Genomic DNA, 25,825 nt, shown 5'->3' with positions numbered 1-25,825 from the left:
GCATCGGCGCGAAACGACTGTGTCGCAAAAAGCACAGGCCGGACAAAGTTTCGGCCGTGCGAGGAAAGACCGCGAATCAGCCGCAGTTCAGCCACGGTCGAGGACGAATCCAGCCGAAGATTAACATCGTGTTCACCGACTATTCACGACTGGACGCTAAGCATGTGTCTCAATCGGAAGGGACATCCGAGGGACAGGGACCGGGTACCATGACGTTCTGGAATCATATCACGCATCTTGCGTTTGCATTGCGCGAATTCGTCGCGCCGACCTATCGTCCCGAGCGCTATTATATGCGCGGTCCGGGTCCCGCATGCGCGCGCCGCCGGACGGGCTCCTTCGGTACGGCTGCCTTTCACTGAACTTTACCTGGCAAGGCATCGGCGCATCCGCGCCGCCCGGCTCTACGGGGACTTGGCCGTACCTGCACAGGCTGAAATCTGGACGGGCTCGCCCGCTTCCGCGCCCAACTCCAGACAGGCCTGATCCGCGCAGAGCACCCAGCCGCCGCCGGTGGCGCCGGATGCCGCGAGCCTGACGGACGCCTGCGGGCCGATCTTCGGCTGGTAAGTCCACCATCCGCCCCTGAGTTCGGCGCCCGCGGGCGGGTCCATGCCTGCGCCGGAACCCTTGACTCGGGCCTCGTCGATCTCGAGCCCGGCGGGCGTCACGAGCCAGTCCTCTTCCCAGCGGACCTTCTCGACCGAATGTATCCACGACAGGGTGAAGGCGGAGACGGCGAGTACCGTCATCTTGCCAGCCGCGATGACGCAAAGGCTCATTGCGGCAACGCAGCGCGGCGCGCCTGCCGCCAGTGCCAGCCGATCCACGCCAGCGCGAGCGCCCAGCCGATCTCGTCGGTGAGCGGCAGGGCAAGCACCAGCAGCACGCCGGCTGCAAAGGCGACGATCCGCTCCCACGCGGCCAACCGGGAAAACAGGAAGCCGACCACGGCAGCGCCCCACAACATGATGCCGAGGCACGCCTTGGCAACGATATAGGCGACCTCGACCGGATAGCCGAAGGTTTGGCTGATCGGGCCGGGATCCTGGAGCATCAGCGCCGGCGTGTAGACCGCCATGAACGGGACGACGAAGCCGGCGACGGCGAGCTTCGACGCCTGGATGCCGATCTTCAACCCGGACTCCTTCGCCATCGGGGCGGCCGCGAAGGCGGCGAGCGCGACCGGCGGCGTGAGGTCGGCCATGATGCCGAAATAGAAGACGAACATATGCGAGACGATCAGCGGCACGTCGAGCGCCAGCAGCGCCGGTCCGGCGAGCGAAGACGTGATGATGTAGTTCGGGATGGTCGGAATGCCCATGCCGAGAACCAGGCAGGTCAGCATGGTCAGGAGCAGAGACAGGAAGAGATTGTGCTCGCCGATGGCGATGATCGCGCCGATGAAGGTGGACGCGATGCCGGTCAGCGTCAGCGTGCCGATGACCACGCCGACGATCGCGCAGGCGATGCCGACCGGCAGCGCGTTCTTGGCGCCTTCGGCGAGCGACTCGACGCAGATCACGATCGTCTCGCGCCCGCCCCTGAAGAAGAAGCAGCCGGCGACCAGCGCCAGGATGACGAGGCCCAGTATATCGACGCCGTAGCGCAGGAAGGAAGCCGCGGCGAGCCCGAGCGCGATCCAGAACACCACCCGGAAGGCGAGCGGTCCGATCAGGGCCGCGAGCGGCGTGCCGAGGATGAGCACGACGGTCAGCGCCAGGCCCATCGTGCCGGCGAAGATCGGCGTGTAGCCGGCAAAGAGCAGGTAGACCAGCGCGGCGAGCGGCAGCACCAGCGGCCAATGCAGTCGCACCGCCTGCCATGGATTGGGCAGGGACGCCTTGGCCATGCCGGAGAGCCCGGCCTTGCCGGCCTCGAGGTGGACCTGCCAGAAGCAGGCGCCGAAATAGAGCAGCGCCGGGATGATCGCCGCCTTGACGATGTCGGCGTAGGGCACGTTCAGCGTCTCGGCCATGATGAAGGCGACCGCGCCCATGACCGGCGGCATGATCTGGCCCCCCATCGAGGAGGTCGCCTCCACCGCGCCGGCGAAGGCGGGGCGGAAGCCGAAGCGCTTCATCAGCGGGATGGTGAACTGGCCGCTGGCCACGACATTGGCGACGCCCGAGCCGGAGATGGTGCCCATCAGCGCCGAGGAGAGCACGCAGACCTGCGCCGGCCCGCCGCGCCAGTGGCCGACGAGGCCGAGCGCGAAATCGTTGAACAGCGCGATCATGCCGGCCTTTTCGAGGAAGGCTGCGAAGACGACGAAGATGAAGATGTAGGCGGCCGAGACGTAGATGGGTGTGCCGTAGATGCCTTCGGTGCCGAAGGCGAAATTCTCCACGATCTGCGCGAAGTCGTAGCCGCGGTGGATGAAGGGCGGCGGCAGGTGGTTGCCGAACAGGCAGTAGGCGAGGAAGATGCCGGCGATGACGGCGAGCGGCCAGCCCATCAGCCGGCGCGCCGCCTCGAACACCAGGACGATGAGCACCGCGCCGACGACGAGGTCCGGCGTGGTGAGGAAGCCGGTGCGCCGCAGCAGATCCTCGTAGAAGACCCAGTTGTAGACGCCGGTGGAAAAACCGAGGGCGCCGAGCAGCCAGAACCACGCCTTTCCGGCCGCCGTCTTGGCGCGCAGATTGGCGATGAGCGCGAAGCCGAGCAAGAGCAGGAAGCCGACATGCATGGCCCGCACGACCTGGCTGGGCAGGCTGCCATAGGCCGCCGTCCAGATCTGGAAGGCGGCGAAGGCGACGGCGATCAGGAACGCCGCCCGACCGGCGAGGCCGACGCCGAAGCCCGGCGGCAGGCCCTCGACGATCTCGGCTTCGGCGGCGTTTTCGCGGGGCGCGGCCAAGGCGCTACTTCAGGATGCCGGCCTCCTTGTAATAGCGTTCCGCGCCCGGATGCAGCGCGATCGGCATGCCGTCGAGCGCCTTTGCCGGATCAATCGCCTTGGCGGCGGCGTGGGCGGCGACGAGCTGCGGCAGGCTCTCGAACAGGAGCTTGGTCATCTGGTAGGCGGTCTCCTCCGGCACGCCATCATGGCTGACGAGGAAATTGCCGACCGCCGCCGTCTCGACATCCGCCGCCTGGCCGTCATAGGTGCCCGCCGGAATGGTGACGGCGACATAGGGCGAGCCGATCTTGGCGACGTCGGCGGCCGGCACCGCCACCACATTGATCGGCAGCGATGTCGCGAGGTCGCGGATCGAGGCGACGCCGAGGCCCGCCGACTGCAGCGTGGCGTCGAGCTGGCGGTTCTTGATCAGCTCGACCGATTCGGCGAAGGGCAGGTACTCGACCTTGCCGAGATCCTCGTATTTCAGGCCGGCGGCGGCGAAGATCGCGCGGGCGTTGAGCTCGGTGCCCGACGCCGGCGCGCCGACCGACAGGCTCTTGCCCTTGAGGTCGGCGAGCGTCTTGATGCCGCTCTCCTGGCTGGCGACGATCTGGATGTAGTTCGGATAGATGGCGGCGATGCCGCGCAATTTGTCGAGCGGGCCGGGGAAGCCGGCCTCGGCATTGCCCTCCGCCGCGAGCTTGACCGAATCGCCGAGCGCGAACGCGATCTCGCCCTTGCCCTGCTGCAGGAGGTTGAGGTTCTCGACCGACGCCTTGGTGGCCTGCACCTGCGTGCGCGAGCCCTCGATGCCCTTGCCGTAGATGTCGGCCAGCGCCACGCCGAGCGGATAATAGACGCCCGACGTGCCGCCGGTCAGCACGTTGATGAATTCCTGCGCCTTGGCGGGAACGACGGCTAGGCCAAGCGCAAAAGCGGCGGCGGCGAGCATACGGGTCGCGGGTCTGAGCATCTTTTCCTCCCTGGAAGCTGTGGGAGGGGGAGTTTAGACGGCGAGACAAAATTGCCAACCCGCTAATCGCTACGACCAAGGGAGGGGTCCTTCGGTATGCCGAAGACCGCCGCGATGGCCTTCGCCCAGGCTTCGGGCCGGGGCGTGGGTCTCGGGCCAAGCCTGTTGGGGTCGTCGGCTTCCAGATGCGGCGCGGTGATGTCCTCATAGACCGTGCCCTCGGGGTCGATCCGGGCAAGCAGATGCAGGAACTCGATATGTTCGGCGGCGGCGCGCGCGGTGGAAAAATCCGGATTGCAGCCGCGGTCGTTACCGCCGTTCCAGGGCTGGTAACTGAGCGAGCAGGTTCCACTGTCGCGGCAGCTGCGCCGGCGGCACGAGGCGGGCAGGCCGCGAGCCGTCGCGGCGGCCTGCAATGCGGTCTCGAACAGCAGCGTGTGGTATCCTGTTAGCATGGGGTCTCCTTCGGTTTTCCGGTCGGGATATCTGAGGGCGAGCGGAAGCGAGCCCGCGCCTCGAAAAGGCCGGGAAGCGACGCAGGCGACCGCGCCTATCTAATATTTGTGTGCGGCGCGGTTCGTCTGCGTCGCCGGCGTTCTTGCCCCGGTGGAGGACACGGCCGTTGCCGCTGGTCTCCAAGAGGGCCCGGACCTGGGGGTTCATCACCCAGCCGCGCCACCGTTAGCGCGACCGATCCGGCGCCGCCGCCCTCCCTGATACCCGGTGCGCACCAGGTTCCCATGAGAGCGGTGAGGGGATTATGCGGGAGGCGGGAGGGGTGGGGAAAAAGTTGCACGGAAAAAGTGCGGTCTTCGTCTCTTATTTTTTTAGAGAGATTGCGATTTCAACATTTTAGCCGAAGTGATTTGCGAGAATCTGCTAATATTGGGGCGACCTTTCTTCACGAAATCGCCGCACTAACGTCTCGCTGCAGTGGCTAGTCGCCGATAAATAGGTGTCTCGACTAGCTGCGGCGCGACAAGGCGAACTTGATCGAGAGCATCGGTCAAATCATGGGGAATTACGGCGCCCTCGGCGGCTCCCACGGTCAGATCAAGAAGTCGCAACAAGGCGGCAGCTTTTTCCTGAGTGTTTACCAACTGTAGATTGCCGTGTTCCTCTGCCCTACCGCGCAATCCATAGTATGTCATCGACCAGCAATCGAATGGCACGAGAAAACGCTCGATTAAGTTCACGGCCTCAGAAAAAGCCTCGCCGGAGGTCGCCGGTAGATCAGCAAATGCGCCGCTCACACCGGGTGTTGCTAGCGACCTTTCTTGAGGCCACACTTCCCTCAAGAAGGGCGCGGCTGAGTGTCTAAAAACATCTGCTGCGCCGAGCGCTTCCTTGGTCCCCAAGTCGCGTACAAATTTTTGCACGCTGCCGGCTGCGTGCGCGCGTACTTCGTCATCCAAGGTACGAAGCATCTGTTGTATACGTGGATTTGCTACCGCGGGATCGCGGTTTTCCCGGAAAGCATGCAATGACTCGACCACCAGACTGAATACCAATCTTTGCCGCGCCTTCCTACCAAGCCTACGATCCGTTGCCCGTTCGACCAGCGCTTCGCCGATAATTGTCAACACATCGGTAAAAAGCGTGCGTCGTGCAATCGCCCGCCAAAGAGCCAGTGCCTCACTATCGTCCTTCAGCAAAGGCGTAACTAAGAATTGTTCTGCCCAATCGTGATCGGCGCGAAGAAAGTAAGGCAGAAACTCTATCAAACGGTGCTTCGTAATCAGGCCGCTTCGACCAGTTGCTAGAACGAGGGCATCACGCATTTGCCGCTCCACAGTTCCTTGGGCAAAAGCAGTTGAGGTCTTCGAGAGGTCCGGACAAAACGACAAGAATGTGCCAACGAGTTTGCCAGCCGGAACATTCAACGTGTCCAGGTCCTTGGGTTCAGCCTCGTCTTCGCTTGCGTGAAAGACGGCAACGTCTAGATCGACGTCTTCATCGCTCTCCTTTTGCGCATTTGTGGCCTTGACCGCTATCGGCCAAACTCGCAGCCATACCTCAGAGCCTAGTGGCAAGCTCGCCGCGTACTTTCTCCATCTATCAAGCCAAGTGCTGATCCCCCCGACAGCAGCAAGAAGTGTTTTCTCTGATAGGCGGCTAAGGGATGTTATGACCTGATCGGCTTCGGCTTGGGGATCACGTTGTTGTCCCTCTTCCGGAGAGTGTATCCATCCGAATCGATCCCAAACTTTGGGATAGTTATCCCCGCCGTTCTCGGCTGCTGTTAGGTCGCTAAGGATGAGTTCCGAGTTGCCTGATTGAAGCAGCCAGTCATTTGCTCGGTCTGCAAGGCCTCCATCCAAGCCCCCACTGCTGCCAAGTGCTGCTTCGAGTGCTTGGAGCCGTTCCACGCCATTTAGGGCATTATATCTAGTATCCGCATTTGGCACGATGGAACGCACCATAGGCCCTCCCAGAAAGCCTTCGCGTGGTCCCATCTTCTTCAAATCGGGAAAATTCTCGCGCTGAGAATCGAGCCACAACTTTATGTTTAGAGGGAGATTGCCGCCGCAAATTTCTATACGCCGGAGTTCTCGGATAGCCCAATATTGTCTTGCTTCGCCGATTTTTTTCGCTTCCACTTTCTTGGGCCAATGGTCACGCGGCGGTCCTTTTCGTATGCGCGCCGCAACCTCATTCTGCGCATCTAAGCTTAGATCGCTAAATCGCAGCGCCCTAAGCTCCGCAATTTCAGGGAAAGAATGCAAATCCCAAAATTGTCGACTGTTTGTCTTAAGAAGGAAATCTTCCACCTCATAGCTTGAAACTAGATCAACGTTTCTAGCCGCGGCCGCCCAAAGCCGTCGATGAATTGGCGATGCTAGGAGGTCCCATCGCTTGACGAACCGTACTGCAGATAGGATGTCTATTTCAGCTATGCGGGAAACTACTGAAAATAGAAGCTTAACTGATGGAGCTATGCCCCTATTGTAGGCGTCGGGGTCCTTATCTTCGCCGTCTTCATCAACTTCCGAGGTGTAGTATACTGATCTCAAATCCCCCAACGGCCATAGAGATTCACCACCGTCCCATCCCAAGCGGCGACCAATGTCCAAGCCGCGGATTACAGCACTTTCCAAACCGTCGGCGACAGCGGTCAGAAAAGCGATATCCAGTATTTTGTTGAGTTGAAGGAGGTTCAAATCAACAAGTTCACCACTAGTCATATGCACAGATAAGAGGTGGTTTACAGCTTTCGGATAACGAGGTTTCTTTGTGAATTGCCATCGCCAAGTATCGAGAGGCTCCGCTTTTATCAGCGGGGCAACAAGATCAATTATCGCGGATATTATTGAACCCGAATAATCTCCAGCAACTAACCTTTCTTGAATTTCGTACACCTTGGTTGATGCACCGAGGTCTACCTCTCCGGCAGACCAACTCTCTTCGATTAAGCGCCATGCGCTCCTCCAAGGTTCTCCCAGAGCAGCTCCCTTTTGGCTCTCAAGCAATTCTTCGATCGCAATCCTTTGGATTCGATCGGTCGGGCCCAGTCCAAGCGCCCAATCGATCGTACCTTGTTCGGCAAGGCGCTCATTCAGAAAGGCTATGGTTGCCCGAAATACCCCGCGATCGTGTTCATCGAGATACGCCCATTTTGGTATCATGGGCGGCGTCCACGTTCTCTCTCGGACCCGATTTTCACGATAGCATTAAGCCACCCAAGATCGGCTTTTGCTGCTGATGCTAGAGTCGACAATCGAGAACGCTCGCTTGCGTTGCTTCTCCTGAAAATATGATCAAACAGGTCTCGGTCTTCCTCCGGGGCTGCGGCCCGCGAGTTTCTTACAATTCGGTGGACCTCCGCATCAATTGCCGATTTTTGTCCGTTGATTGCGGACAGTCTGGCCCACCGTTGTAAGGTTTTAAGTAGAGAAGAATGACCGTTTCTTGAGTTGTAGTGGATGGGAGTAATCCCTCGAGCCTTCCAATCCTCTAGCGCTACACGGTCGACGGGATCGGTTCCAAAAAATGTAAATCGCTCTTTAAGGTCTTCAAATCTTGTTCCATCGGCCGCCACGGCATTTAGGAGATATCGCATCGGAGGGTCATTAGCGCTGTAGCCCACCAGCACCAAATGGAACAGACGGGCGGCATCATAGATGAAGTCAGGCACTACGCGCCTACGCAGATAGAACTCACCAAAGTCTTGGTCAGAAAGCACAAGTTCGGACACGCGACTTGGATTTCGGTCGAGGGCGCCATGAATGTGCATGACACCAGCGAATTCTGTTTGTCTTGTCGGCCTAGGAATCGAACCCAAGGCGTATGTTTCGATGGCAGGATGGAGCTTCTTAACTGCCCTCTCCAAAAGCAGATCAAAGTTGGTGGTCACAATCGTGGTCGCGCCACCTCGGTCGGCCAGTCGAATAAGCGCGCGATGGATGGGTGAGGGACTATTTCCGCTGCCGCGCAAAAGCACAGAAACCTGATTTCGTACCTTACTGTCCCCACGGGTCTGGCTATCTAAGCGCCGCTCAAGCATCCCAAGAACTACGTCGTAATCTCCTATTACAAAACGCTTTACCTCTGCAATGTGACGTTCAGTTAATCCTGTATGATTGGGTTGCCACAAGTTGCATACCCCACGGGGAATACTTTTTAGAACGGCGTGGACGCTGGTATCGAGTATTGCATACACATCCAATACGAGCTCTCGAAAGTCAGGTAGACCAGCAGGCTTGGAAATCCCGGCCCCACAAATAAAAAGGACCTCGCCGCGGGCATGAGCTAGCATCAGGCGTTCAGGAATAGCGGCCAAGCCCTCGCCGAGTGAAATTTCTCGATCGTTTGCCGACACATCTACGCGCAAACTTAGCCCCTCGATCCCCTCGTGCGAATGAGCGTTCGGGATACCATAAAATACCCTCACACCCCCGCTGAATACCCCGCGATTGCGGCCATGTTGACGATGTCGCTGTCCTTGGCTGACATCGACACGATCTGCACCGGCTTGTTGAGCCCCACCAGCAGCGGGCCGATGACGGTGGAGCCGCCGAGTTCCTGCAGCATCTTGGTCGAGATCGAGGCCGAGTGGAAGGCCGGCATGACCAGCACGTTGGCCGGGCCGGACAGGCGGATGAACGGGTAGCGCTTCATCGCCTCAGGGTTGAGCGCGACGTCGGCCGCCATCTCGCCGTCATACTCGAAATCCACGCGGCGCTTGTCGAGGATTTTGACCGCCTCCTGCACGCGCTCGGAACGCTCGCCGGCCGGGTGGCCGAAGGTCGAATAGGCGAGCATGGCCACGCGGGGCTCGTAGCCCATGCGCCGCGCGAAATGGGCGGCTTCCTCGGCAATGTCGGCGATCTGCTCGGCGTTGGGCATGTCGTGCACGGCGGTGTCGGCGACGATGACCGTGCGTCCGCGGCAGAGCGCGATCGACACGCCGATGACGCGGTGGCCGGGCTTGGCGTCGATGACGCGCCTGATGTCGTCGAGCGCGGTCGAATAGTTGCGCGTGACGCCCGTCACCATCGCGTCGGCGTCGCCCAGCGCCACCATGCAGGCGGCGAAATGGTTGCGGTCGTTGTTGATCAGCCGCTGCGCGTCGCGGAACAAATAGCCCTTGCGCTGCAGCCGCTCGTAGAGGAAGTCGGCATAGGCGGTGTTCTTCTTCGACAGGCGCGCATTGATGATCTGGATGCCGGGTTTTGCGAGGTCGACGCCGGCGAGCCGCGCGTTCTCGCGCACGATCTCCTCGCGGCCGACGAGGATTGCCGTGCCCAGCTTCTGGCTGGCATAGGAGGCGGCGGCGCGCATGACCTGCTCCTCCTCGCCCTCGGCGAAGACGACGCGCTGGGGTTTCCTGCGCACGCGGTCGTAGATGCGGCTGAGCGTCGAGGCGATCGGGTCGCGGCGGGCGGAAAGCTCCTGCGCGTATTTCTCCATGTCCGGGATCGGCTTGCGGGCGACGCCGGTCTCCATCGCGGCCTTGGCCACGGCGAGCGGGATCGCCACGATGAGCCTGGGGTCGAAGGGCACCGGGATGATGTATTGCGGCCCGAATTTCGGCCGGTTGCCCTGGTAGGCGGCGGCGACGTCGTCGGGCACGTCCTGGCGGGCAAGTGCTGCGAGCGCTTCGGCCGCGGCGACCTTCATGGCGTCGTTGATGGTGGTCGCGCGGACGTCAAGTGCCCCGCGAAAAATGTAGGGGAAGCCGAGCACGTTGTTGACCTGGTTGGGATAGTCCGAGCGGCCGGTCGCCATGATGGCGTCGGAGCGGATCTTGGCGACATCCTCCGGCGTGATCTCGGGGTCGGGGTTGGCCATGGCGAAGATGATCGGGTTGGGCGCCATCGAGCGGATCATGGCGTCGCTGAAGGCGCCCTTGGCGGAGAGGCCGAGCACGATGTCGGCGCCGTCCATGGCTTCCGCGAGCGTGCGCGCGTCGGTCTTGATGGCGTGCGCCGACTTCCACTGGTTCATGCCTTCGGCGCGGCCCTGGTAGACCACGCCCTTGGTGTCGCAGAGCGTGATGTTATCAGGCGAAAAGCCCATCGACTTGATGAGCTCGATGCAGGCGATGCCGGCCGAGCCGGCGCCGTTGCAGACGAGCTTGGCGCTCTTCATGTCGCGGCCGGTGATTTCGAGCGCGTTGATGAGGCCGGCGGCCGAGATGATGGCGGTGCCGTGCTGGTCGTCATGGAAGACGGGGATGTCCATCAGCTCGCGCAGGCGCTGCTCGATGATGAAGCACTCCGGCGCCTTGATGTCCTCGAGGTTGATGCCGCCGAAGGAGGGGCCGAGATAGCGCACGCAGTTGATGAAGGCGTCGGCATCCTCGGTGTCGACCTCGAGGTCGATGGAATCGACGTCGGCGAAGCGCTTGAACAGCACCGCCTTGCCTTCCATGACGGGCTTGGAGGCCAGCGCGCCGAGATTGCCGAGGCCGAGGATGGCGGTGCCGTTTGAGATGACGGCGACCATGTTGCCCTTGGCGGTGTAGTCGTAGGCTCTGGAGGGGTCCTCGGCGATGGCGAGGACCGGCACGGCGACGCCCGGCGAATAGGCGAGGCTGAGGTCGCGCTGCGTGGCCATCGGCTTGGTCGGCACGATCTCCAGCTTGCCGGGGCGGCCCATGGCGTGGAAGTCGAGCGCTTCCTGCGCGCTGACGGACGGGCCTGAGTTCGGGCCTGAGTTAGGGCCGGCGTTTTCCGGTTTCTTGGCCATGGCTGGAATCCCCTCCCAGGGAAAAGCGCTTTGTTTTTGTGGAGCGTTCGGGATTAAGGCTACACTTCAGGGGAGTAAAGCGCCAACAAGGCGGGGCGCGGCGCTTTTTGCCGCGACGGAAGGATTTCGTGAACGACGAGACGCCGATCAGACGCGAGAATGCCCAGCCGGCGGCGACGCCGATGATGGAGCAGTATGTGGAGATCAAGGCGGCGAACCCGGATTCGCTGCTGTTCTACCGCATGGGCGATTTCTACGAGCTGTTCTTCGGCGATGCGGAAGAGGCGTCGCGCGCCTTGGGGATAGTCCTCACCAAGCGCGGCAAGCATCTCGGCCAGGACATACCGATGTGCGGCGTGCCGGTGCATGCCGCCGACGACTACCTGCAGAAGCTGATCGCGCTGGGCTTCCGCGTGGCCGTCTGCGAGCAGATCGAGGACCCGGCCGAGGCCAGGAAGCGCGGCGGCAAGTCGGTGGTGCGGCGCGACGTGGTGCGGCTGGTGACTCCGGGCACCATCACCGAGGAGAAGCTGCTCGCTCCCTCGGAGTCGAGTTTTTTGATGGCGCTGGGACGGGTGAAGGGAAGCAGCGAAAATTCCTACGCGCTGGCCTGGATCGAGATGTCGACCGGCGCATTCCGGGTGGCCGAGACCGACGCCGACCGGCTCGCCTCGGACATCTTCCGCGTCGACCCCAGGGAGCTGATCGTCGCCGACGCGGTGTTCCACGATGCGGAGCTGAAGGCCGTCTTCGATGTGCTCGGCCGTGTCGCCAGTCCGCAGCCCGCCGCGCTGTTCGATTCAAGCGCGGCTGCCGGCCGCATCGCGCGCTTCTACGATATCGCGACGCCGGACAGTTTTGGAGCGTTCTCGCGCGCGGAGCTGTCGGCGATCTCGGCGATCGTCGCCTATGTCGAGAAGACCCAGAAGGCCGAACGGCCGCCGCTCAATTTCCCCGAGCGCGAGGAGAGCGGCGCCACGCTGTTCATCGACCCTGCGACGCGCGCCAATCTCGAGCTGATGAGGACGCTGTCGGGCAGCCGCGACGGCTCGCTGTTCAGGGCGATCGACCGCACGGTCACCGGCGGCGGCGCCAGGCTGCTGGCGGACCGCCTGACGGCGCCGCTGACCGACCCGGCTGAAATCAACCGGCGGCTCGATGCGGTCGGCTTCTTCGTTGCGGAGACAGGTTTGCGCGACGCGCTGAGGTCGGCGCTGAAGAGCGTCGCCGACATGCCGCGCGCTCTGACCCGGCTGGCACTCAACCGCGGCGGCCCGCGCGACCTCGGCGCGCTGCGTGCGGGCTTTGGCGCCGCGCGCGAGGCCGCGGCATTGTTTGCCGGCGCGCAACTGCCCGACGAACTGGCCGAGGCGATGCAGGCGGTCGCGGCGCTGCCCCAAGACTTCGCGCTGCACCTCGACGAGGCGCTGGCCGACGAGTTGCCGCTCCTGAAGCGCGACGGCGGCTTCCTGCGCGAAGGCTACGACGGCGAGCTGGACGAGGCACGCGGGCTGGCGACCGAATCGCGGCGCGTGATCATGGCGCTGGAACGCGACCTCATCGAGGAAACCGGCATCCGGTCGCTGAAGATCAGGCACAACAACGTGCTCGGCTACTACATCGAGGTGACGGCCAACCATCACGCCGTGATGACCGGTACGGACGCGGCGAAGGGGCGCTTCATCCACCGCCAGACCATGGCCAACGCGATGCGCTTCACCACGACGGAGCTGGCCGGGCTGGAAAGCAAGATCGCCAACGCGGCGGGCGTGGCGCTGTCGATCGAGCTTGCGGCGTTCGACCGTCTGGTCGGCGAGGCAGTCGCCGCGGCCGCCACGATCCGCGCGGGCGCCGCGGCGCTCAGCACGCTCGACGTGTCGGCCGCGCTCGCCTGCCTGGCGGAAGCGGAGGATTACTGCCGGCCCTCGGTCGACGGCAGCCTGGCATTCGCGATTCAAGCGGGGCGTCATCCGGTGGTCGAGCAGGCGCTGCGCAAACAGGCCGAAAGCCCGTTCGTCGCCAACGACTGCGACCTCTCACCCGAGAACGGCACTGGGAAAGGCGCGATCTGGCTGCTCACCGGTCCGAACATGGGCGGCAAGTCGACCTTCCTGCGGCAGAACGCGCTGATCGCCATCATGGCGCAGACGGGCTCATATGTGCCGGCGCGCGCCGCCCATATCGGCGTGGTCGACCGGCTGTTTTCCCGTGTCGGCGCGTCGGACGATCTGGCGCGCGGCCGCTCGACCTTCATGGTCGAGATGGTCGAAACGGCCGCGATCCTCAACCAGGCGGGAGAACGCTCGCTTGTTATCCTCGACGAGATCGGGCGCGGGACCGCGACCTTCGACGGCCTGTCGATCGCCTGGGCGGCGGTCGAATATCTGCACGAGCACAATCGCGCCAGGGCGATCTTCGCCACCCATTTCCACGAGATGACGGCGCTGTCGGGAAAGCTCTCCCGGCTGCACAACGTGACCATGCGCGTCAAGGAATGGGAAGGCGACGTGGTCTTCCTGCATGAAGTGGCGAAGGGGGCGGCCGACCGCAGCTACGGCGTCCAGGTTGCGCGGCTCGCCGGCCTGCCCGCCGCCGTCGTCAGCCGGGCCAAGGATGTGCTGGCGCAACTCGAAACCGGCGAATCCGCCGGCAAGGCCGACCGACTGGTGGATGATCTGCCGCTGTTTTCGGCCGTCGCCCGTCGCGAAGCGCCGCTGCCGGCCAGGACCGACGCGCTTGGCGAGGCGCTCGCCTCGATGAACCCGGACGAACTGACCCCGCGCGAGGCGCTGGAAGCGCTGTACCGGCTGAAGGGGTTGGGCGGGAAGCCCTGACGCTTGCCTGGGCGGGCGAAGTTCTGGCCCGGCTACGGGACGCCGGAAACTGCGCGAGCGGCCGCCGACCGCTAGCGGGTCGACCTTGTCGGCGGGAGCATTGCCCGAGCAAAAGACAATCGGTCGCTGACGCCGCGTCAGCCAGACACAACTTTCCGTTTCAGATAATCATGGGAATACTCGGCGCATGTTTCGCGCGCGCCCTGCGCATCCAACTAACGTAAAGCATATTGGTCAAAACTTATTGGAATTCGGTGCTTTTCTTAAGCTCCTATTTAAAGAGTCCATCATAGCGTCAGCAGGTTCGCGCCCAAACAGCACGCAGGCAATCAAATTGAGAGCTTCGCTCGACGCCCTGCGCAGCATGCTGCGTCTGATCTGGAAGCCGACCAATGTGCCGGCCGCGCTTGCGCTTCTGGTTATCGTCGTGGCCGCGCTGTTCGCCGAATACCAGAACCGCCGCATCAACGAGGGGCGGATGCGTGCCGACGTGCTGGCCCAAGTCAGCCTGATCCGCGCGCGGCTCGAAGGCCACATCAACGGCAACATCCAGCTGGTGCGCGGTCTCGTCGCCACGCTGACGACCGAGCCGGACATGAGCCAGGAGCGCTTCACGGAACTCGCCAGCAAGCTGATCGACCGCCGGTCGCAGCTCAGCATCGTCGCCGGCGCGCCGGACCTCGTGGTCGCCATGGTCCACCCTATCAAGGGGAACGAGGCGGCGATGGGGTTGAACTACAACGAGAACAAGGCGCAGCGCGAGGCGGCGCTGCGCGCCCGCGACACCGGCGAGCTTGTGCTTGCCGGACCGGTCGACCTCATCCAGGGCGGCCGCGGCTTCATCGGCCGCTTTCCCGTCTTCATCGAGAACGGCCATAGCCCCAAGCGGTTCTGGGGCATCGTCTCGGCCGTTGTGGACATGGAACGGCTTTACCGGGAAAGCGGACTGCTCGACAACAACCTGCCGATCGAGATCTCCATCTCCGGCCGCGACGGCACGGGAAGCAGAGGCGAGCCGTTCTTCGGCGACGGCAGGGCGGCCGCGAACGATCCGGTGACGGCCGAAGTGCTGCTGCCTTCGGGCTCGTGGCGAATCGCGGCGGCGCCGAAGGGCGGCTGGGACCAGACGCCGCCCAATGCGTGGATGCTGAGACTGGCGATCCTGTTCGCCGGCTCGCTGATCATGATCCCGGCACTGGTGACGGGAAGGCTGATCGGCGAGAGGCTGAAAAACATCGACGAGCTGCGCCGGCGCGAGATGGAGCTGGAGCGTCTGTCGCGCCGCCTCAAGCTGGCGCTCGACAGCTCGCAGATCGGCGTGTGGGAACTGAATACGGAGACCAACGAACTGCTTTGGGACGACCGGGTCAACCAGCTTTATGGCTACCCGGCCGACAGGAAGCCCCGGACCTATGCCGACTGGGAGCGCAGGATACACCCGGACGACCTGGCGCGGGTGCTCAGGGAAACGGAACGCGTCGCGTCGACCGGCGAGGCGTTCCAGACGGAATACCGCCTGCTGCTGCCCGGCGGCGAGGTCAGGCATCTGCGCGAAGGCGCGAAGACCTACCGCCACCGCGACGGGACCGTGCGCATCGTCGGCGTCAACTGGGACGCGACGGCCGACGTCGCGCTAGCCGACGACCTGAAGCGCGCGAAAATGCTGACCGAGGCGCGCAACGCCGAGCTCGAGGCGGCCAAGGAACGGATCGAGTTCAACGCGCTGCACGATTCGCTGACCGGCCTGCCCAACCGCCGCTACCTCGACGACATGCTGGCCTCGCATGTCGAAAGGTTCGAGAGCGAAGGCGAGCGCGCCGGGTTGCTGCACCTCGACCTCGACCGCTTCAAGCAGATCAACGACACGCTTGGCCACGCCGCCGGCGACGCCATGCTGGTGCACGCGTCGCGGGTCCTCAGGGCAAACCTCAGGTCGGGCGACTTCATCGCCCGGGTCGGCGGCGACGAGTTCGTCGTGCTGTGCAAGATCGACGCGGCCGACAAGCCACGCTGGAACGAACTGCTCGCCAAGCTTGCGGACCGCATCGTCGAGCAGATGCACCAGCCGGTGCCCTATCACGGCCACGAATGCCGCTTCGGGGTCTCCATCGGCATCGCCTGCGATCTCGACCATGTGTCGGATCCGCGCCGGCTGCTCGTCAACGCCGATCTCGCCCTCTACCGGGCCAAGGGCCGGGGCCGCAACCGCTACCAATTCTTCAACGATGCGCTGCAGGCCGAGATCGTCACCACGAAGCGCGTCGCCGACGACATATTGTCGGGCCTCGAACGCGGAGAATTCGTCGCCTGGTACCAACCCCAGTTCGACGCCGCCACCCACACGATCGTCGGCGTCGAGGCGCTGGCGCGCTGGAATCACCCGACGGCGGGGCTGCTGGCGCCGGGCGACTTCATCAAGATCGCGGAGGAACTCAACGTGGTCGCCACGATCGACCGCATGATCCTCGAGCAGACATTGAACGATTTCAACGACTGGGCGGCGAGCGGCCTGAAGATACCCAAGGCTTCGGTCAACGTCTCGGCGCGCCGTCTGCACGACGAGGAGCTGATCCGCAGCCTGGGCCGGCTCGACATCAAACCGGGGACGATCTCCTTCGAGCTCGTCGAATCGATCTTCCTCGACGAGAACGACGAGCTGGTGACCTGGAACGTCGAGCAGATAAAGGCGCTCGGCATCGACATCGAGATCGACGATTTCGGCTCCGGCCATGCGTCCATCGTCAGCCTGCTCAGGCTGAAGCCACGCCGGCTGAAGATCGACCGCCAGCTGGTGACGCCGGTCCTCGAATCGCCGGCGCAGCGTCACCTGGTCGGCTCCATCATCGAGATCGGCAAGTCGCTCGGCATCGAGGTGCTGGCGGAGGGCGTCGAGACGATGGAGCATGCGCGCGTACTGAAAATGCTCGGCTGCAACGCGCTGCAGGGCCATGCCTTCGCGCGTGCGATGAGCAACGCCGATCTCAAGGCCTTCGCCCGCGCCCGCCTGATGCGCGAGGCGTCATAGGGGCAATCCCTGCCGTAAAACCGGTTTGCGCCTGTCCCGAAATAGTTCGTCTGTCCGCCGCAATTCCGGCCGTAAAACCGGTTTCCACTTTTCGGGGAATTGCTCTATAGACGCGCCGTGACGCCGAGGCCCAATGGCTAAGATTCCCCTCAAGCTCGAAGACATGATCGACGGCGCGGCGCTGCGGCGCAAGCTCGACGCGCGGGCCGGAAAGGCTGGCACGCCGGCCGAGGCGCGGGCAAAGGCGCTCGCGCTCTTCAAGGAGAGCCTGGCCGCCGGCCGGCAGACTGCCGAGACGATGCTGCTCGAGGATGGCGGGGGCACGGCCTGCGCGATGCGGCTGTCGCACCTGATGGACGAGATCATCCGCGCGCTGCACGACTTCGCCTTGACGCAGGTTCCCAACGGGAAGGGCAAGCCGCCCGGCCCGCGCATGGCGGTGGTGGCGACCGGCGGCTACGGCCGCGGCACGCTGGCGCCGGGCTCCGACATCGACCTGCTCTTCCTGCTGCCCGCCAGGCAGACGCCCTGGGGCGAAGCCGTCGTCGAATACATGCTCTACATGCTATGGGACATGGGACTGAAGGTCGGGCATGCGACGCGCAACATCGACGAATGCGTGCGCCTGTCGCGCGCCGACATCACAATCCGCACCTCGATCCTGGAGGCGCGTTTCCTGTGGGCCGAACAGGCGCTCTACGACGAGCTGATCGTGCGATTCGACAAGGAGGTGGTGAAGGGCACCGGCACCGAATACGTGCAGGCCAAGCTCGCCGAGCGCGACGACCGCCACGCCAAGGCGGGCGATACGCGCTACCTCGTCGAGCCCAACGTCAAGGACGGCAAGGGCGGCTTGCGCGACCTGCAGACGCTGTTCTGGATCGGCAAATATTTCTATCGCGTGCGCACGGCCGACGAACTGGTCGACCAGGGCGTGTTCACCCAGGGGGAATACGATCAGTTCCGCAAGGCGGAAGACTTCCTGTGGGCCGTGCGCTGCCACATGCATTTCGTGACCGGAAAGGCCGAGGAGCGGCTGCATTTCGACATCCAGAGCGAGATCGCGCAGCGGCTGGGCTACACCCGGCATCCCGGCCTGTCGGCGGTCGAGCGCTTCATGAAGCACTACTTCCTGATCGCCAAGGAGGTCGGCGACCTGACCCGCATCTTCTGCGCGGCGCTGGAGGAGGAGCAGGCAAAACACGTTCCCGGCTTCAACCGCATCTTCCTGACGTTCCAGCGCCGCAAGCGCAAGCTCGCCGGCACCAGCGATTTCATCGTCGACAACCACCGCATCAACATCGCCGACGCCGACGTCTTCCGGCGCGATCCGGTCAACATGCTGAGGCTGTTCTGGTTCGCCGACAAGCACGGGCTGGAATTCCACCCCGACGCGCTGAAGCTGCTCACCCGCTCGCTTGGCCTCGTCGACAGGAACCTGCGCCGCGACCCGGAAGCGAACAGGCTGTTCCTCGATCTTCTGACTTCGGACCGCAATCCGGATCTCAACCTGCGGCGGATGAACGAGGCCGGCCTGCTCGGCAGGCTGATCCCCGACTTCGGCAAGATCGTCGCGATGATGCAGTTCTCGATGTATCACCACTACACGATCGACGAGCACCTCATCCGCTGCATCGGCGTGCTGCACGAGATCGAGCGCGGCGACGGAGAGAGGATCCATCCGCTGTCGCACGCGCTGATGCCTGGTCTCAGGAAAAGCCGCGAGGTGCTCTACGTGGCAGTGCTGCTGCACGACATCGCCAAGGGCCGGCCCGAGGACCATTCCGAGGCTGGCGCGAGGATCGCGCGGCGCATCTGTCCGCATATGGGCCTGTCGGCGGCCGACACCGAGACCGTCGCCTGGCTGGTGGAGAACCATCTCGTCATGTCGATGACGGCGCAGACGCGCGACCTCAACGACAGGAAGACGATCGACGATTTCGCCTCGGTCGTGCAGTCGGTCGAGCGGCTGAAACTGCTGCTGGTGCTCACCGTATGCGATATCAGGGGCGTCGGGCCGGGCGTGTGGAACGGCTGGAAGGGCCAGCTCCTGCGCACGCTCTACTACGAGACCGAACTGCTCCTGACCGGCGGCTTCTCCGAGGTGACGCGCGCCGAACGCGCTAGCGGGGCGCGCGAACGGCTTGCCGCGGGGCTTGCCGACTGGCCGGAGAAGGCGCGCCGCAAATATGTCCGGCTGCACTACGAGAACTATCTGCTCACCGTCGACCTGAAGGACCAGCTTCGCCATGCCGAGTTCATCCGCGAGGCGGATGCGGCGAGGAAAAAGCTGGCGACCATGGTGAAGACGCATACCTTCGAGGCGGTGACGGAGATCACCGTGCTGGCGCAGGATCACCCGCGCCTGCTGTCGGTCGTCGCCGGCGCCTGCGCGGCGGCGGGCGGCAACATCGTCGACGCGCAGATATTCACCACCGCCGACGGGCGCGCGCTCGACACGATACTCATCTCGCGCGAATTCGACCGCGACGAGGACGAGCGGCGGCGCGCCGAGCGCGTCGGCAAGCTCATCGAGGATGTGCTGTCGGGCCAGGCGTGGCTGCCTGAGATGATCGCCAGGCGCACCAAGCCGAAGCGCGGCGCCAAGACGTTCAAGATCAAGCCGCGCGTCGACATCGGCAATTCGCTGTCGAACCGCTTCTCCGTCATCGAGGTGGAGGGGCTCGACCGGCCGGGCCTGCTGTCGGAGATCACCAGCACGCTGTCGGACCTGTCGCTCGACATCGCCTCGGCCCACATCACCACCTTCGGCGAGAAGGTGATCGACACCTTCTACGTGACCGACCTGACCGGCTCGAAGATCGAGAACCCGACCCGGCAGGAGACGGTGAAGAAGCGGCTGATCGCAACGCTGGAAGGAACCGTGGCGGCCGAGCGCGCGGCGAAAGCGAAGGCGGCGGCGGAGTGATGGAACCCGCATGAGCCTTGTGAAAAAATTCGCCACCGTCGGGTCGGGCACGATGGCGAGCCGCATCCTCGGCTTCGCCCGCGAGATGCTGATGGCGGCCGCACTTGGCACCGGACCGGTCGCCGAGGCCTTCTACGCGGCGTTCCAGTTTCCGAATACATTCCGGCGGCTGTTCGCGGAAGGCGCGTTCAACGCCGCCTTCGTGCCCCTGTTCGCCAGGGAGATCGAAGCCGGCGGCGTGGCCGGCGCGAAAAAATTCTCCGAGGAAGTGTTCGGCGTGCTGTTCAGCATCCTGCTGGTGCTGACGATCGTCATGGAACTCGCGATGCCTTTCGTCATCCGCTACGCGATCGCGCCGGGCTTCGCCGACGATCCCGGCAAGCTGCTGCTCACCGTCGAGCTGGCGGCGATCATGTTCCCCTATCTGATCTGCATGTCGCTCGGCGCCATGATGGCGGGCATGCTGAATTCGCTGCATCGCTATTTCGCGGCGGCCATCGCGCCGGTGTTCCTCAACGTCATACTGGTCGGCGTCCTCGCCGTGGCCTGGTATGGCGGCTATGACGGCAGGGAGGTCGGCCTGGCGCTGGCCTGGGGCGTGCTCGCGGCCGGCCTGGTGCAGCTCGGCATCGTCTTCTTCGCGGTGCGGCACGCCGGCGTGTCAATCGGCTTTCGCCGCCCGCGCCTGACGCGCAACGTCAGGCGCCTGCTGTGGCTGGCGCTGCCGGCCGCCATCACCGGCGGCATCACGCAGATCAACACGCTTGTCGGCACCGCCATCGCGTCCGGCCGGGCCGGAGCGGTGCCGTCGCTCAACTTGGCCGACCGCGTCTATCAGCTGCCGCTCGGCGTCGTCGGCGTCGCGGTCGGCGTCGTGCTGCTGCCGGAACTGGCGCGCGCGCTGCGCTCCGGCAACCGCATCGAGGCGGCCAATTTGCAGAACCGTTCGGTCGAGTTCACCCTGTTCCTGACGCTGCCGGCGGCGGCCGCCCTGATGACCATGGCGGAGCCGATCGTGCGCGTACTCTACGAGCGCGGTGCGTTCACGCCCGCCGATACGGCGGTCGTCGCCGAAGTGCTCGCCATCTTCGGCATCGGCCTGCCAGCCTTCGTGCTGATCAAGGCCTTCACGCCCGGGTATTTTGCGCGCGAAGACACCAGGACGCCGATGTTGTTCGCGGGTGTCTCGGTCGCCGTGAACATCTCGGTAGCGCTATGGCTGTTCCCGACGATGGGCGCGGCGGGAATCGCCACGGCGTCGGCGGTGGCCGGCTGGGTGAACGCGTCGCTGCTGTTCGGCGTGCTGATCAAGCGGGGGCACTGGAAAAGCGACGCCGGCCTGGTGAAAAGAATGCCGCGGCTGGTACTGGCTTCAGCGGCGATGGCGGGCGCGATCTATGCTGCGGCGGCGTATCTGACGCCGCAGCTTGCCTCTGCCTCTCCCTTCTATACGCAGGCGGTGGCGCTTGCCGGGATCGTGGCGGGCGCGATGCTCCTCTATTTCGCGGCGGCCTTCGGGCTCGGCGGCGCCGACCTCGGCATGATCCGCAGGAATGTCAGGCGCAAGGGCGGCGCGGGCACGACGCCGGTCGACGCGGAATAGGCCTCTATTAACGGTCGTTTCTAATCCTACCGACGGAACCCAAACTTTCTTAACGAAATGCCGTCACAACCGGAGCGGGTGCCCGGTGACGGGTCGGGTATGGTGTGTACGGGGTGTGAGTCATGCAGTCGGCAGGGCGGCTTTATTACGTCGATGCGCTGCGCGTCTTCGCCTTCGCGCTCCTGATCGTCTACCACTCGTCGGTCGCCTTCTTTCCCGACATGAACTGGCTTCTGAAGAGCACCGAAGGCAGCGAGACGCTGTCGCTGGTGATGAAACATCCGCGCGCGTGGCGCCTTGCGTTGCTCTTCTTCGTCTCCGGCATGGGCACGTGGTTCGTCTTCCGCTCGAGCGGCGGGCTCGGCTTCCTCAAGGAGCGTTTCCTGCGGCTGTTCGTGCCGCTGATCTTCGCCATGTGCGTGATCGTCGTGCCGCAAGTCTGGTACGAGCGCATCTGGGAGGACGGCTATGAAGGCTCGTTGCCGGCCTTCTGGCTGACCCGCTATTTCACCGAGGGCAAATATCCGGAGGGCAACTTCACCTGGGCCCATATGTGGTTCGTCGGCTATCTCGTCGTCATGTGCTTCGTCTGCTACCCGGTGTTCCGGCTGCTTGGCCATCCGGCGATGCGGCCGGTGGCGGACTGGTTTGAGAAAAAGGCGAGCGGCGACGCGATCTATCTCTTCTTCCTGCTGCCGCTCGTGCTGAACCTCGCGTTGACGCCGTTTTTCCCGCGCCAGACCAATGCACTCGTCAATGACGGCGCCTGGTTCGCGACCTGGGCGAGCTGGTTCGGGCTGGGCTTCCTCGTCGCGAAGCACCATGCGGCGGTGATCGGCGCGATCGTGGCGCGCCGCCATGTCAGTCTGGGCTTGTCGCTGACATGCGCGGCCTATCTCTACGTCTATTCCTGGACCGATGCGGGCCGGCTCTTCATCGGCGACTACGACCAGATGACGCCGCTCTTCAAGATACTGCTCTTCGCGCTGGCCTGGTCGATGATCCTTGCCCTCGTCGGCTATTTCGCGCTGTATTTCAACCGCTCCAGCACAACGCTCGCCTGGCTCAACCGCAAGATCTTTCCGCTCTACATCGTCCACCAGACCGTCGTGGTGGCGGCGCTGTTTTACGTGCTGCCGCTCGACGCCGGAATGTGGACCAAATTCGTCCTGGTGCTTGCAGCCACCGTCGTCGGCTCGCTTCTGTTCGCAATCCTGGCCGACCGCCTGCCCTCGGCGCTGAAGCCGCTGGTAGGGCTCGTCGACAGGGCCGGGCGCGCCCCGGCCGCCGACAAGCCCGTTGGCGCGAAGGCATAGGCTTGATCCGAAGCGCGCGCTCGTCCATAAGCGCGCCGTCCGCAAGGACAGTCGTCTCGCATATCTGCTAGACGCATGACCCGTCCCGAAAAGTCCGCAACTTCTGCTGCGCTGACCGTCGGGTTGGGGACCATGCTGAACGGCCCTCCACAAGCCAAAGGAACAAGAATGTCCAGTTTCAAGCCGCTCGTCTTTTCCGGCGTCCAGCCGACGGGCAACCTCCATCTCGGCAATTATCTTGGCGCGATCCGCCGCTTCGTGCAGCTGCAGGACAGCCACGACTGCATCTATTGCGTCGTCGACATGCATGCGATCACCACCTGGCAGGAACCGGCGGAGCTCATCCGCGCGACGCGCGAGGTGACCGCCGCCTTCCTGGCGGCCGGCATCGATCCGCGAAAACACATCGTCTTCAACCAGAGCCGCGTCGTGCAGCATGCCGAGCTCGCCTGGATCTTCAACTGCGTGGCGCGCATGGGCTGGCTGAACCGCATGACGCAGTTCAAGGAGAAGGCCGGCAAGGACCGCGAGAACGCCAGCGTCGGCCTGTTTGCCTATCCGACGCTGATGGCGGCCGACATTCTGGTCTACCGCGCCACCCATGTGCCGGTCGGCGACGATCAGAAGCAGCATCTGGAACTGACGCGCGACATCGCCCAGAAATTCAACAACGACTTTTCGGCCCGCATCGCCGAGCTTGGCGCCGGCGTCGAGATGAAGGTCGGCGAGGAGACGGTGAACGGCTTCTTCCCGCTGACCGAGCCGCTTATCGAGGGCCCCGCGCCGCGCGTCATGAGCCTGCGCGACGGACTGAAGAAGATGTCGAAGTCCGATCCCTCCGACCTGTCGCGCATCAACCTGACCGACGACGCCGAGACGATCTCGAAGAAGATCAGGAAGGCAAAGACCGATCCGGATGGCCTGCCGTCCGAGGCCGACGGGCTGAAGGGCAGGCCGGAGGCGGAAAATCTCGTCGTGCTCTATGCCGCGCTTGCCGAGACGAGCAAGGAGAACGTTCTGGCCGAGTTCGGCGGCAAGCAGTTCTCCGCGTTCAAGCCGGCGCTGGCCGACCTGGCGGTCGAGAAACTCGCGCCGATCGCCGGCGAGATGCGCCGTATCTCGGCCGACCATGCCTATGTCGATTCGGTGCTGCGCGACGGCGGCGAACGGGCGGGTATGCAGGCCGAGGCGACGATGAAGACGGTGCGCGAGATCGTCGGGTTGCTGGGCAACTGATTGGCAGGAGCCGTGGCTGGACCACCGGCCTCGGCTTGCCGCCTGAGCCGGCGGGTGGCAGATTGCGCCGATCGACCAGCGGCCGCGTGAGGGAGTAGTCCATGGTCTCCAAACGTCTCAGCCGGGAAGCCGGCCATCGCCGGAAGTTCCTGGCGATCATCGACGATACGCCGGAATGCGAGCGCGCCGTCGCCTATGCCTCGAAGCGCGCCAAGAGCACCGGCGGCGTTCTGGTGCTGCTCTACGTCATCGAGCCGGGCGACTTCCAGCACTGGCTGGGCGTCGAGAAGATCATGCGCGAGGAGGCGATGCAGGCGGCTGGCGCCGCGCTCGACGTCTATGCGACCAAGGTGCGCGAGCAGGTCGGCATCGAGCCGGAACGGGTCATCCGCGAAGGCAAACCGGCCGACGAGATCCACAAGCTGATCGAGGAAGACCAGGACATCGCGATCCTGGTGCTGGCGGCGGGCGCGGCGAAGGAGGGACCGGGGCCGCTGGTCGCCTCGATCGCCGGCAAGGGCGCCGCCTTCCCCATTCCGGTCACGGTCGTGCCGCAGAACCTCTCGGACGAGGAAATCGACAGCCTGGCCTGAACGACCTCGATTCGGCCGTCCCGGGAGAAAACCGTTCCTGCCGGCCCGGCGAGGAAGCATCGCTTTCGCTTGAATGTGACTGAAAACAGGCCTATTTAGAATTATTCCAAAGAAGCGGCCGATTGCTCGAACGGCCACGGAGACGACGATGTTTATCCAGACCGAAGCGACCCCCAACCCGGCGACCCTGAAATTCCTGCCCGGCAAGGAAGTGCTTGCCGAGGGCACCGCCGATTTCCGCGACGCGGAAGGCGCCGCTCAGGCTTCGCCGCTGGCTGGAAAGCTGTTCTCCATAGCGGGCGTGACGGGCGTGTTCTTCGGCTACGACTTCGTCACCGTGACCAAGGACGAGGGCCTGGAATGGCAGCATCTGAAGCCCGCCATCCTCGGCGCCATCATGGAACACTTCATGTCGGGGGCGCCGGTGATGATTACCGGCAGCCAGGCGACGGCCGACCGCACGGAGCAGGAAGGCGAGTTCTACGACAAGGCCGACGAGGAGATCGTCGTCACCATCAAGGAACTGCTCGACACGCGGGTGCGCCCGGCGGTCGCCCAGGATGGCGGCGACATCACCTTCCGCGGCTATGAGAACGGCACGGTGTTCCTGAACATGAAAGGCGCCTGCGCGGGCTGCCCGTCATCGACGGCGACGCTGAAGCACGGCATCCAGAACCTGCTCAAGCATTTCGTGCCGGAAGTGCAGCAGGTCGAGCAGGTCGCCTGACGGCAAAAACTTCGGTTTCACAAATAGAGCCGAGCTTTGTTGCGCGTCCGAACCGACGCGCGACGCTGAAGGCTATTCCATCGGGCTGGTCGCGTAGATCCAGACCGGCGTTTTGTACTGGTCGATGAGCGCTTTCGCTTCCTTCGGCCCGTCCGCCCTGATACCAAGCCATCCCGGGAATGACGCGCTGGTGGGGGCTCCCGGCGGCTTCAGCGCAGCCTCGAGCAGGCTCTTGATGTCCCGCGCATCGACGCGGCCCTGTTCGGTATCCACCTTCACCCTGGCGACGCTGGCGATCGCGGCTTCGAGTTGCGTCTCGATCCTGGCGTGCGCGGCCTGCAGATCGGCGTATTTTTCGGCGAGCCCCATGTACTGGTAGTAGAGGAAGCCGAGCACGATTACCGAGATGCCGACCGCCACGGTGAAGACCCGGGCCTGCAGCGAGAGCTGATCCCTCACGCCGGCGATGGAATGCCCTATCTCCCCACGCGTCTCGAACCGTTCGCTCATATCGACCCCTTCGCCTTCTTTCGGATACACCGCCGGCCGC

Annotated in this window: 16 protein-coding genes; 8 read left to right on the top strand and 8 right to left on the bottom strand. The window is 63.9% G+C overall.

The features are described from left to right. Positions 1–404: 404 nt before the first annotated feature. The 7 genes from ABLE71_RS06835 to ABLE71_RS06805 form a co-directional block, all read right to left on the bottom strand. On the bottom strand, positions 405–782 hold the full coding sequence (locus ABLE71_RS06835) for a DUF1850 domain-containing protein (RefSeq protein ID WP_348782595.1): 378 nt from the start codon (positions 780–782) through the stop codon (positions 405–407). Further along, complete coding sequence (locus tag ABLE71_RS06830; RefSeq protein WP_348782594.1) at positions 779–2,863, bottom strand: TRAP transporter permease; 2,085 nt, start codon at positions 2,861–2,863, stop codon at positions 779–781. The genes ABLE71_RS06835 and ABLE71_RS06830 overlap by 4 nt, the downstream gene beginning before the upstream one ends. 4 nt (positions 2,864–2,867) lie before the next feature. Continuing rightward, positions 2,868–3,821 carry a TAXI family TRAP transporter solute-binding subunit gene (locus tag ABLE71_RS06825; protein ID WP_348782593.1) on the bottom strand — a complete coding sequence of 318 codons (954 nt, stop codon included), beginning with the start codon at positions 3,819–3,821 and terminating at the stop codon, positions 2,868–2,870. 62 nt (positions 3,822–3,883) lie between these two features. Further along, positions 3,884–4,276, bottom strand: a complete 393-nt coding sequence (locus tag ABLE71_RS06820) for a hypothetical protein (protein WP_348782592.1) — start codon at positions 4,274–4,276, stop codon at positions 3,884–3,886. A gap of 462 nt (positions 4,277–4,738) precedes the next feature. Then, positions 4,739–7,447: a hypothetical protein gene (locus ABLE71_RS06815; protein ID WP_348782591.1), complete on the bottom strand. Its 2,709-nt coding sequence runs from the start codon at positions 7,445–7,447 to the stop codon at positions 4,739–4,741. After that, a complete protein-coding gene (locus ABLE71_RS06810; protein WP_348782590.1) occupies positions 7,444–8,652 on the bottom strand; it encodes an SIR2 family protein in 1,209 nt (402 codons plus the stop codon). Before ABLE71_RS06810 ends, ABLE71_RS06815 begins: the two co-directional genes overlap by 4 nt. A 56-nt stretch (positions 8,653–8,708) precedes the next feature. Continuing rightward, positions 8,709–11,012 (bottom strand): NADP-dependent malic enzyme, encoded by a 2,304-nt coding sequence (locus ABLE71_RS06805; RefSeq protein WP_348782589.1) that lies wholly within the window; start codon positions 11,010–11,012, stop codon positions 8,709–8,711. A gap of 182 nt (positions 11,013–11,194) precedes the next feature. Here ABLE71_RS06805 and mutS point away from each other — a divergent pair, with 182 nt between their 5' ends. The 8 genes from mutS (at position 11,195) to ABLE71_RS06765 (ending at position 25,275) form a co-directional block, all read left to right on the top strand. Beyond that, positions 11,195–13,846, top strand: a complete 2,652-nt coding sequence (gene mutS / locus ABLE71_RS06800; protein WP_348783681.1) for a DNA mismatch repair protein MutS — start codon at positions 11,195–11,197, stop codon at positions 13,844–13,846. A gap of 364 nt (positions 13,847–14,210) precedes the next feature. Next, positions 14,211–16,871, top strand: coding sequence for an EAL domain-containing protein (locus tag ABLE71_RS06795; protein ID WP_348783680.1), 2,661 nt, complete (start codon positions 14,211–14,213; stop codon positions 16,869–16,871). 133 nt (positions 16,872–17,004) lie between these two features. Continuing rightward, a complete protein-coding gene (locus ABLE71_RS06790) occupies positions 17,005–19,800 on the top strand; it encodes a [protein-PII] uridylyltransferase (RefSeq protein WP_348782588.1) in 2,796 nt (931 codons plus the stop codon). 10 nt (positions 19,801–19,810) lie between these two features. Further along, positions 19,811–21,403 (top strand): murein biosynthesis integral membrane protein MurJ, encoded by a 1,593-nt coding sequence (murJ, locus tag ABLE71_RS06785; protein WP_348782587.1) that lies wholly within the window; start codon positions 19,811–19,813, stop codon positions 21,401–21,403. 122 nt (positions 21,404–21,525) lie between these two features. Continuing rightward, a complete protein-coding gene (locus ABLE71_RS06780; protein WP_348782586.1) occupies positions 21,526–22,719 on the top strand; it encodes an acyltransferase family protein in 1,194 nt (397 codons plus the stop codon). Positions 22,720–22,887: 168 nt separating this feature from the next. Continuing rightward, on the top strand, positions 22,888–23,955 hold the full coding sequence (gene trpS / locus ABLE71_RS06775; protein ID WP_348782585.1) for a tryptophan--tRNA ligase: 1,068 nt from the start codon (positions 22,888–22,890) through the stop codon (positions 23,953–23,955). A 101-nt stretch (positions 23,956–24,056) separates the two neighbouring features. After that, positions 24,057–24,548 carry a universal stress protein gene (locus ABLE71_RS06770; protein WP_348782584.1) on the top strand — a complete coding sequence of 164 codons (492 nt, stop codon included), beginning with the start codon at positions 24,057–24,059 and terminating at the stop codon, positions 24,546–24,548. 148 nt (positions 24,549–24,696) lie between these two features. Further along, the gene (locus tag ABLE71_RS06765; RefSeq protein ID WP_348782583.1) at positions 24,697–25,275 is read left to right on the top strand and encodes a NifU family protein; all 579 of its coding nucleotides are present in this window, start codon (positions 24,697–24,699) and stop codon (positions 25,273–25,275) included. A 72-nt stretch (positions 25,276–25,347) separates the two neighbouring features. Here the strand turns inward: ABLE71_RS06765 and ABLE71_RS06760 are convergent, their stop codons facing one another. Continuing rightward, positions 25,348–25,785 (bottom strand): hypothetical protein, encoded by a 438-nt coding sequence (locus tag ABLE71_RS06760; protein ID WP_348782582.1) that lies wholly within the window; start codon positions 25,783–25,785, stop codon positions 25,348–25,350. Positions 25,786–25,825 lie beyond the last annotated feature (40 nt).

This window comes from Mesorhizobium sp. KR9-304, from assembly GCF_040049215.1.
In the GTDB taxonomy this organism is placed as follows: Bacteria; Pseudomonadota; Alphaproteobacteria; order Rhizobiales; family Rhizobiaceae; genus Mesorhizobium_K.
Note: the sequence above shows the minus strand (reverse complement) of the source record. Positions and strands in the feature narration are given on the sequence as shown.

What these genes read in the sequence shown, in the direction of transcription:
- ABLE71_RS06835 (WP_348782595.1), bottom strand. Translation starts at nt 782, where the DNA reads ATGAGCCTTTGCGTCATCGCGGCTGGCAAGATGACGGTACTCGCCGTC.
- ABLE71_RS06825 (WP_348782593.1), bottom strand. Translation starts at nt 3,821, where the DNA reads ATGCTCAGACCCGCGACCCGTATGCTCGCCGCCGCCGCTTTTGCGCTT.
- ABLE71_RS06820 (WP_348782592.1), bottom strand. Translation starts at nt 4,276, where the DNA reads ATGCTAACAGGATACCACACGCTGCTGTTCGAGACCGCATTGCAGGCC.
- ABLE71_RS06815 (WP_348782591.1), bottom strand. Translation starts at nt 7,447, where the DNA reads ATGATACCAAAATGGGCGTATCTCGATGAACACGATCGCGGGGTATTT.
- ABLE71_RS06805 (WP_348782589.1), bottom strand. Translation starts at nt 11,012, where the DNA reads ATGGCCAAGAAACCGGAAAACGCCGGCCCTAACTCAGGCCCGAACTCA.
- mutS (WP_348783681.1), top strand. Translation starts at nt 11,195, where the DNA reads ATGATGGAGCAGTATGTGGAGATCAAGGCGGCGAACCCGGATTCGCTG.
- ABLE71_RS06795 (WP_348783680.1), top strand. Translation starts at nt 14,211, where the DNA reads ATGCTGCGTCTGATCTGGAAGCCGACCAATGTGCCGGCCGCGCTTGCG.
- ABLE71_RS06790 (WP_348782588.1), top strand. Translation starts at nt 17,005, where the DNA reads ATGGCTAAGATTCCCCTCAAGCTCGAAGACATGATCGACGGCGCGGCG.
- murJ (WP_348782587.1), top strand. Translation starts at nt 19,811, where the DNA reads ATGAGCCTTGTGAAAAAATTCGCCACCGTCGGGTCGGGCACGATGGCG.
- ABLE71_RS06780 (WP_348782586.1), top strand. Translation starts at nt 21,526, where the DNA reads ATGCAGTCGGCAGGGCGGCTTTATTACGTCGATGCGCTGCGCGTCTTC.
- trpS (WP_348782585.1), top strand. Translation starts at nt 22,888, where the DNA reads ATGTCCAGTTTCAAGCCGCTCGTCTTTTCCGGCGTCCAGCCGACGGGC.
- ABLE71_RS06770 (WP_348782584.1), top strand. Translation starts at nt 24,057, where the DNA reads ATGGTCTCCAAACGTCTCAGCCGGGAAGCCGGCCATCGCCGGAAGTTC.
- ABLE71_RS06765 (WP_348782583.1), top strand. Translation starts at nt 24,697, where the DNA reads ATGTTTATCCAGACCGAAGCGACCCCCAACCCGGCGACCCTGAAATTC.
- ABLE71_RS06760 (WP_348782582.1), bottom strand. Translation starts at nt 25,785, where the DNA reads ATGAGCGAACGGTTCGAGACGCGTGGGGAGATAGGGCATTCCATCGCC.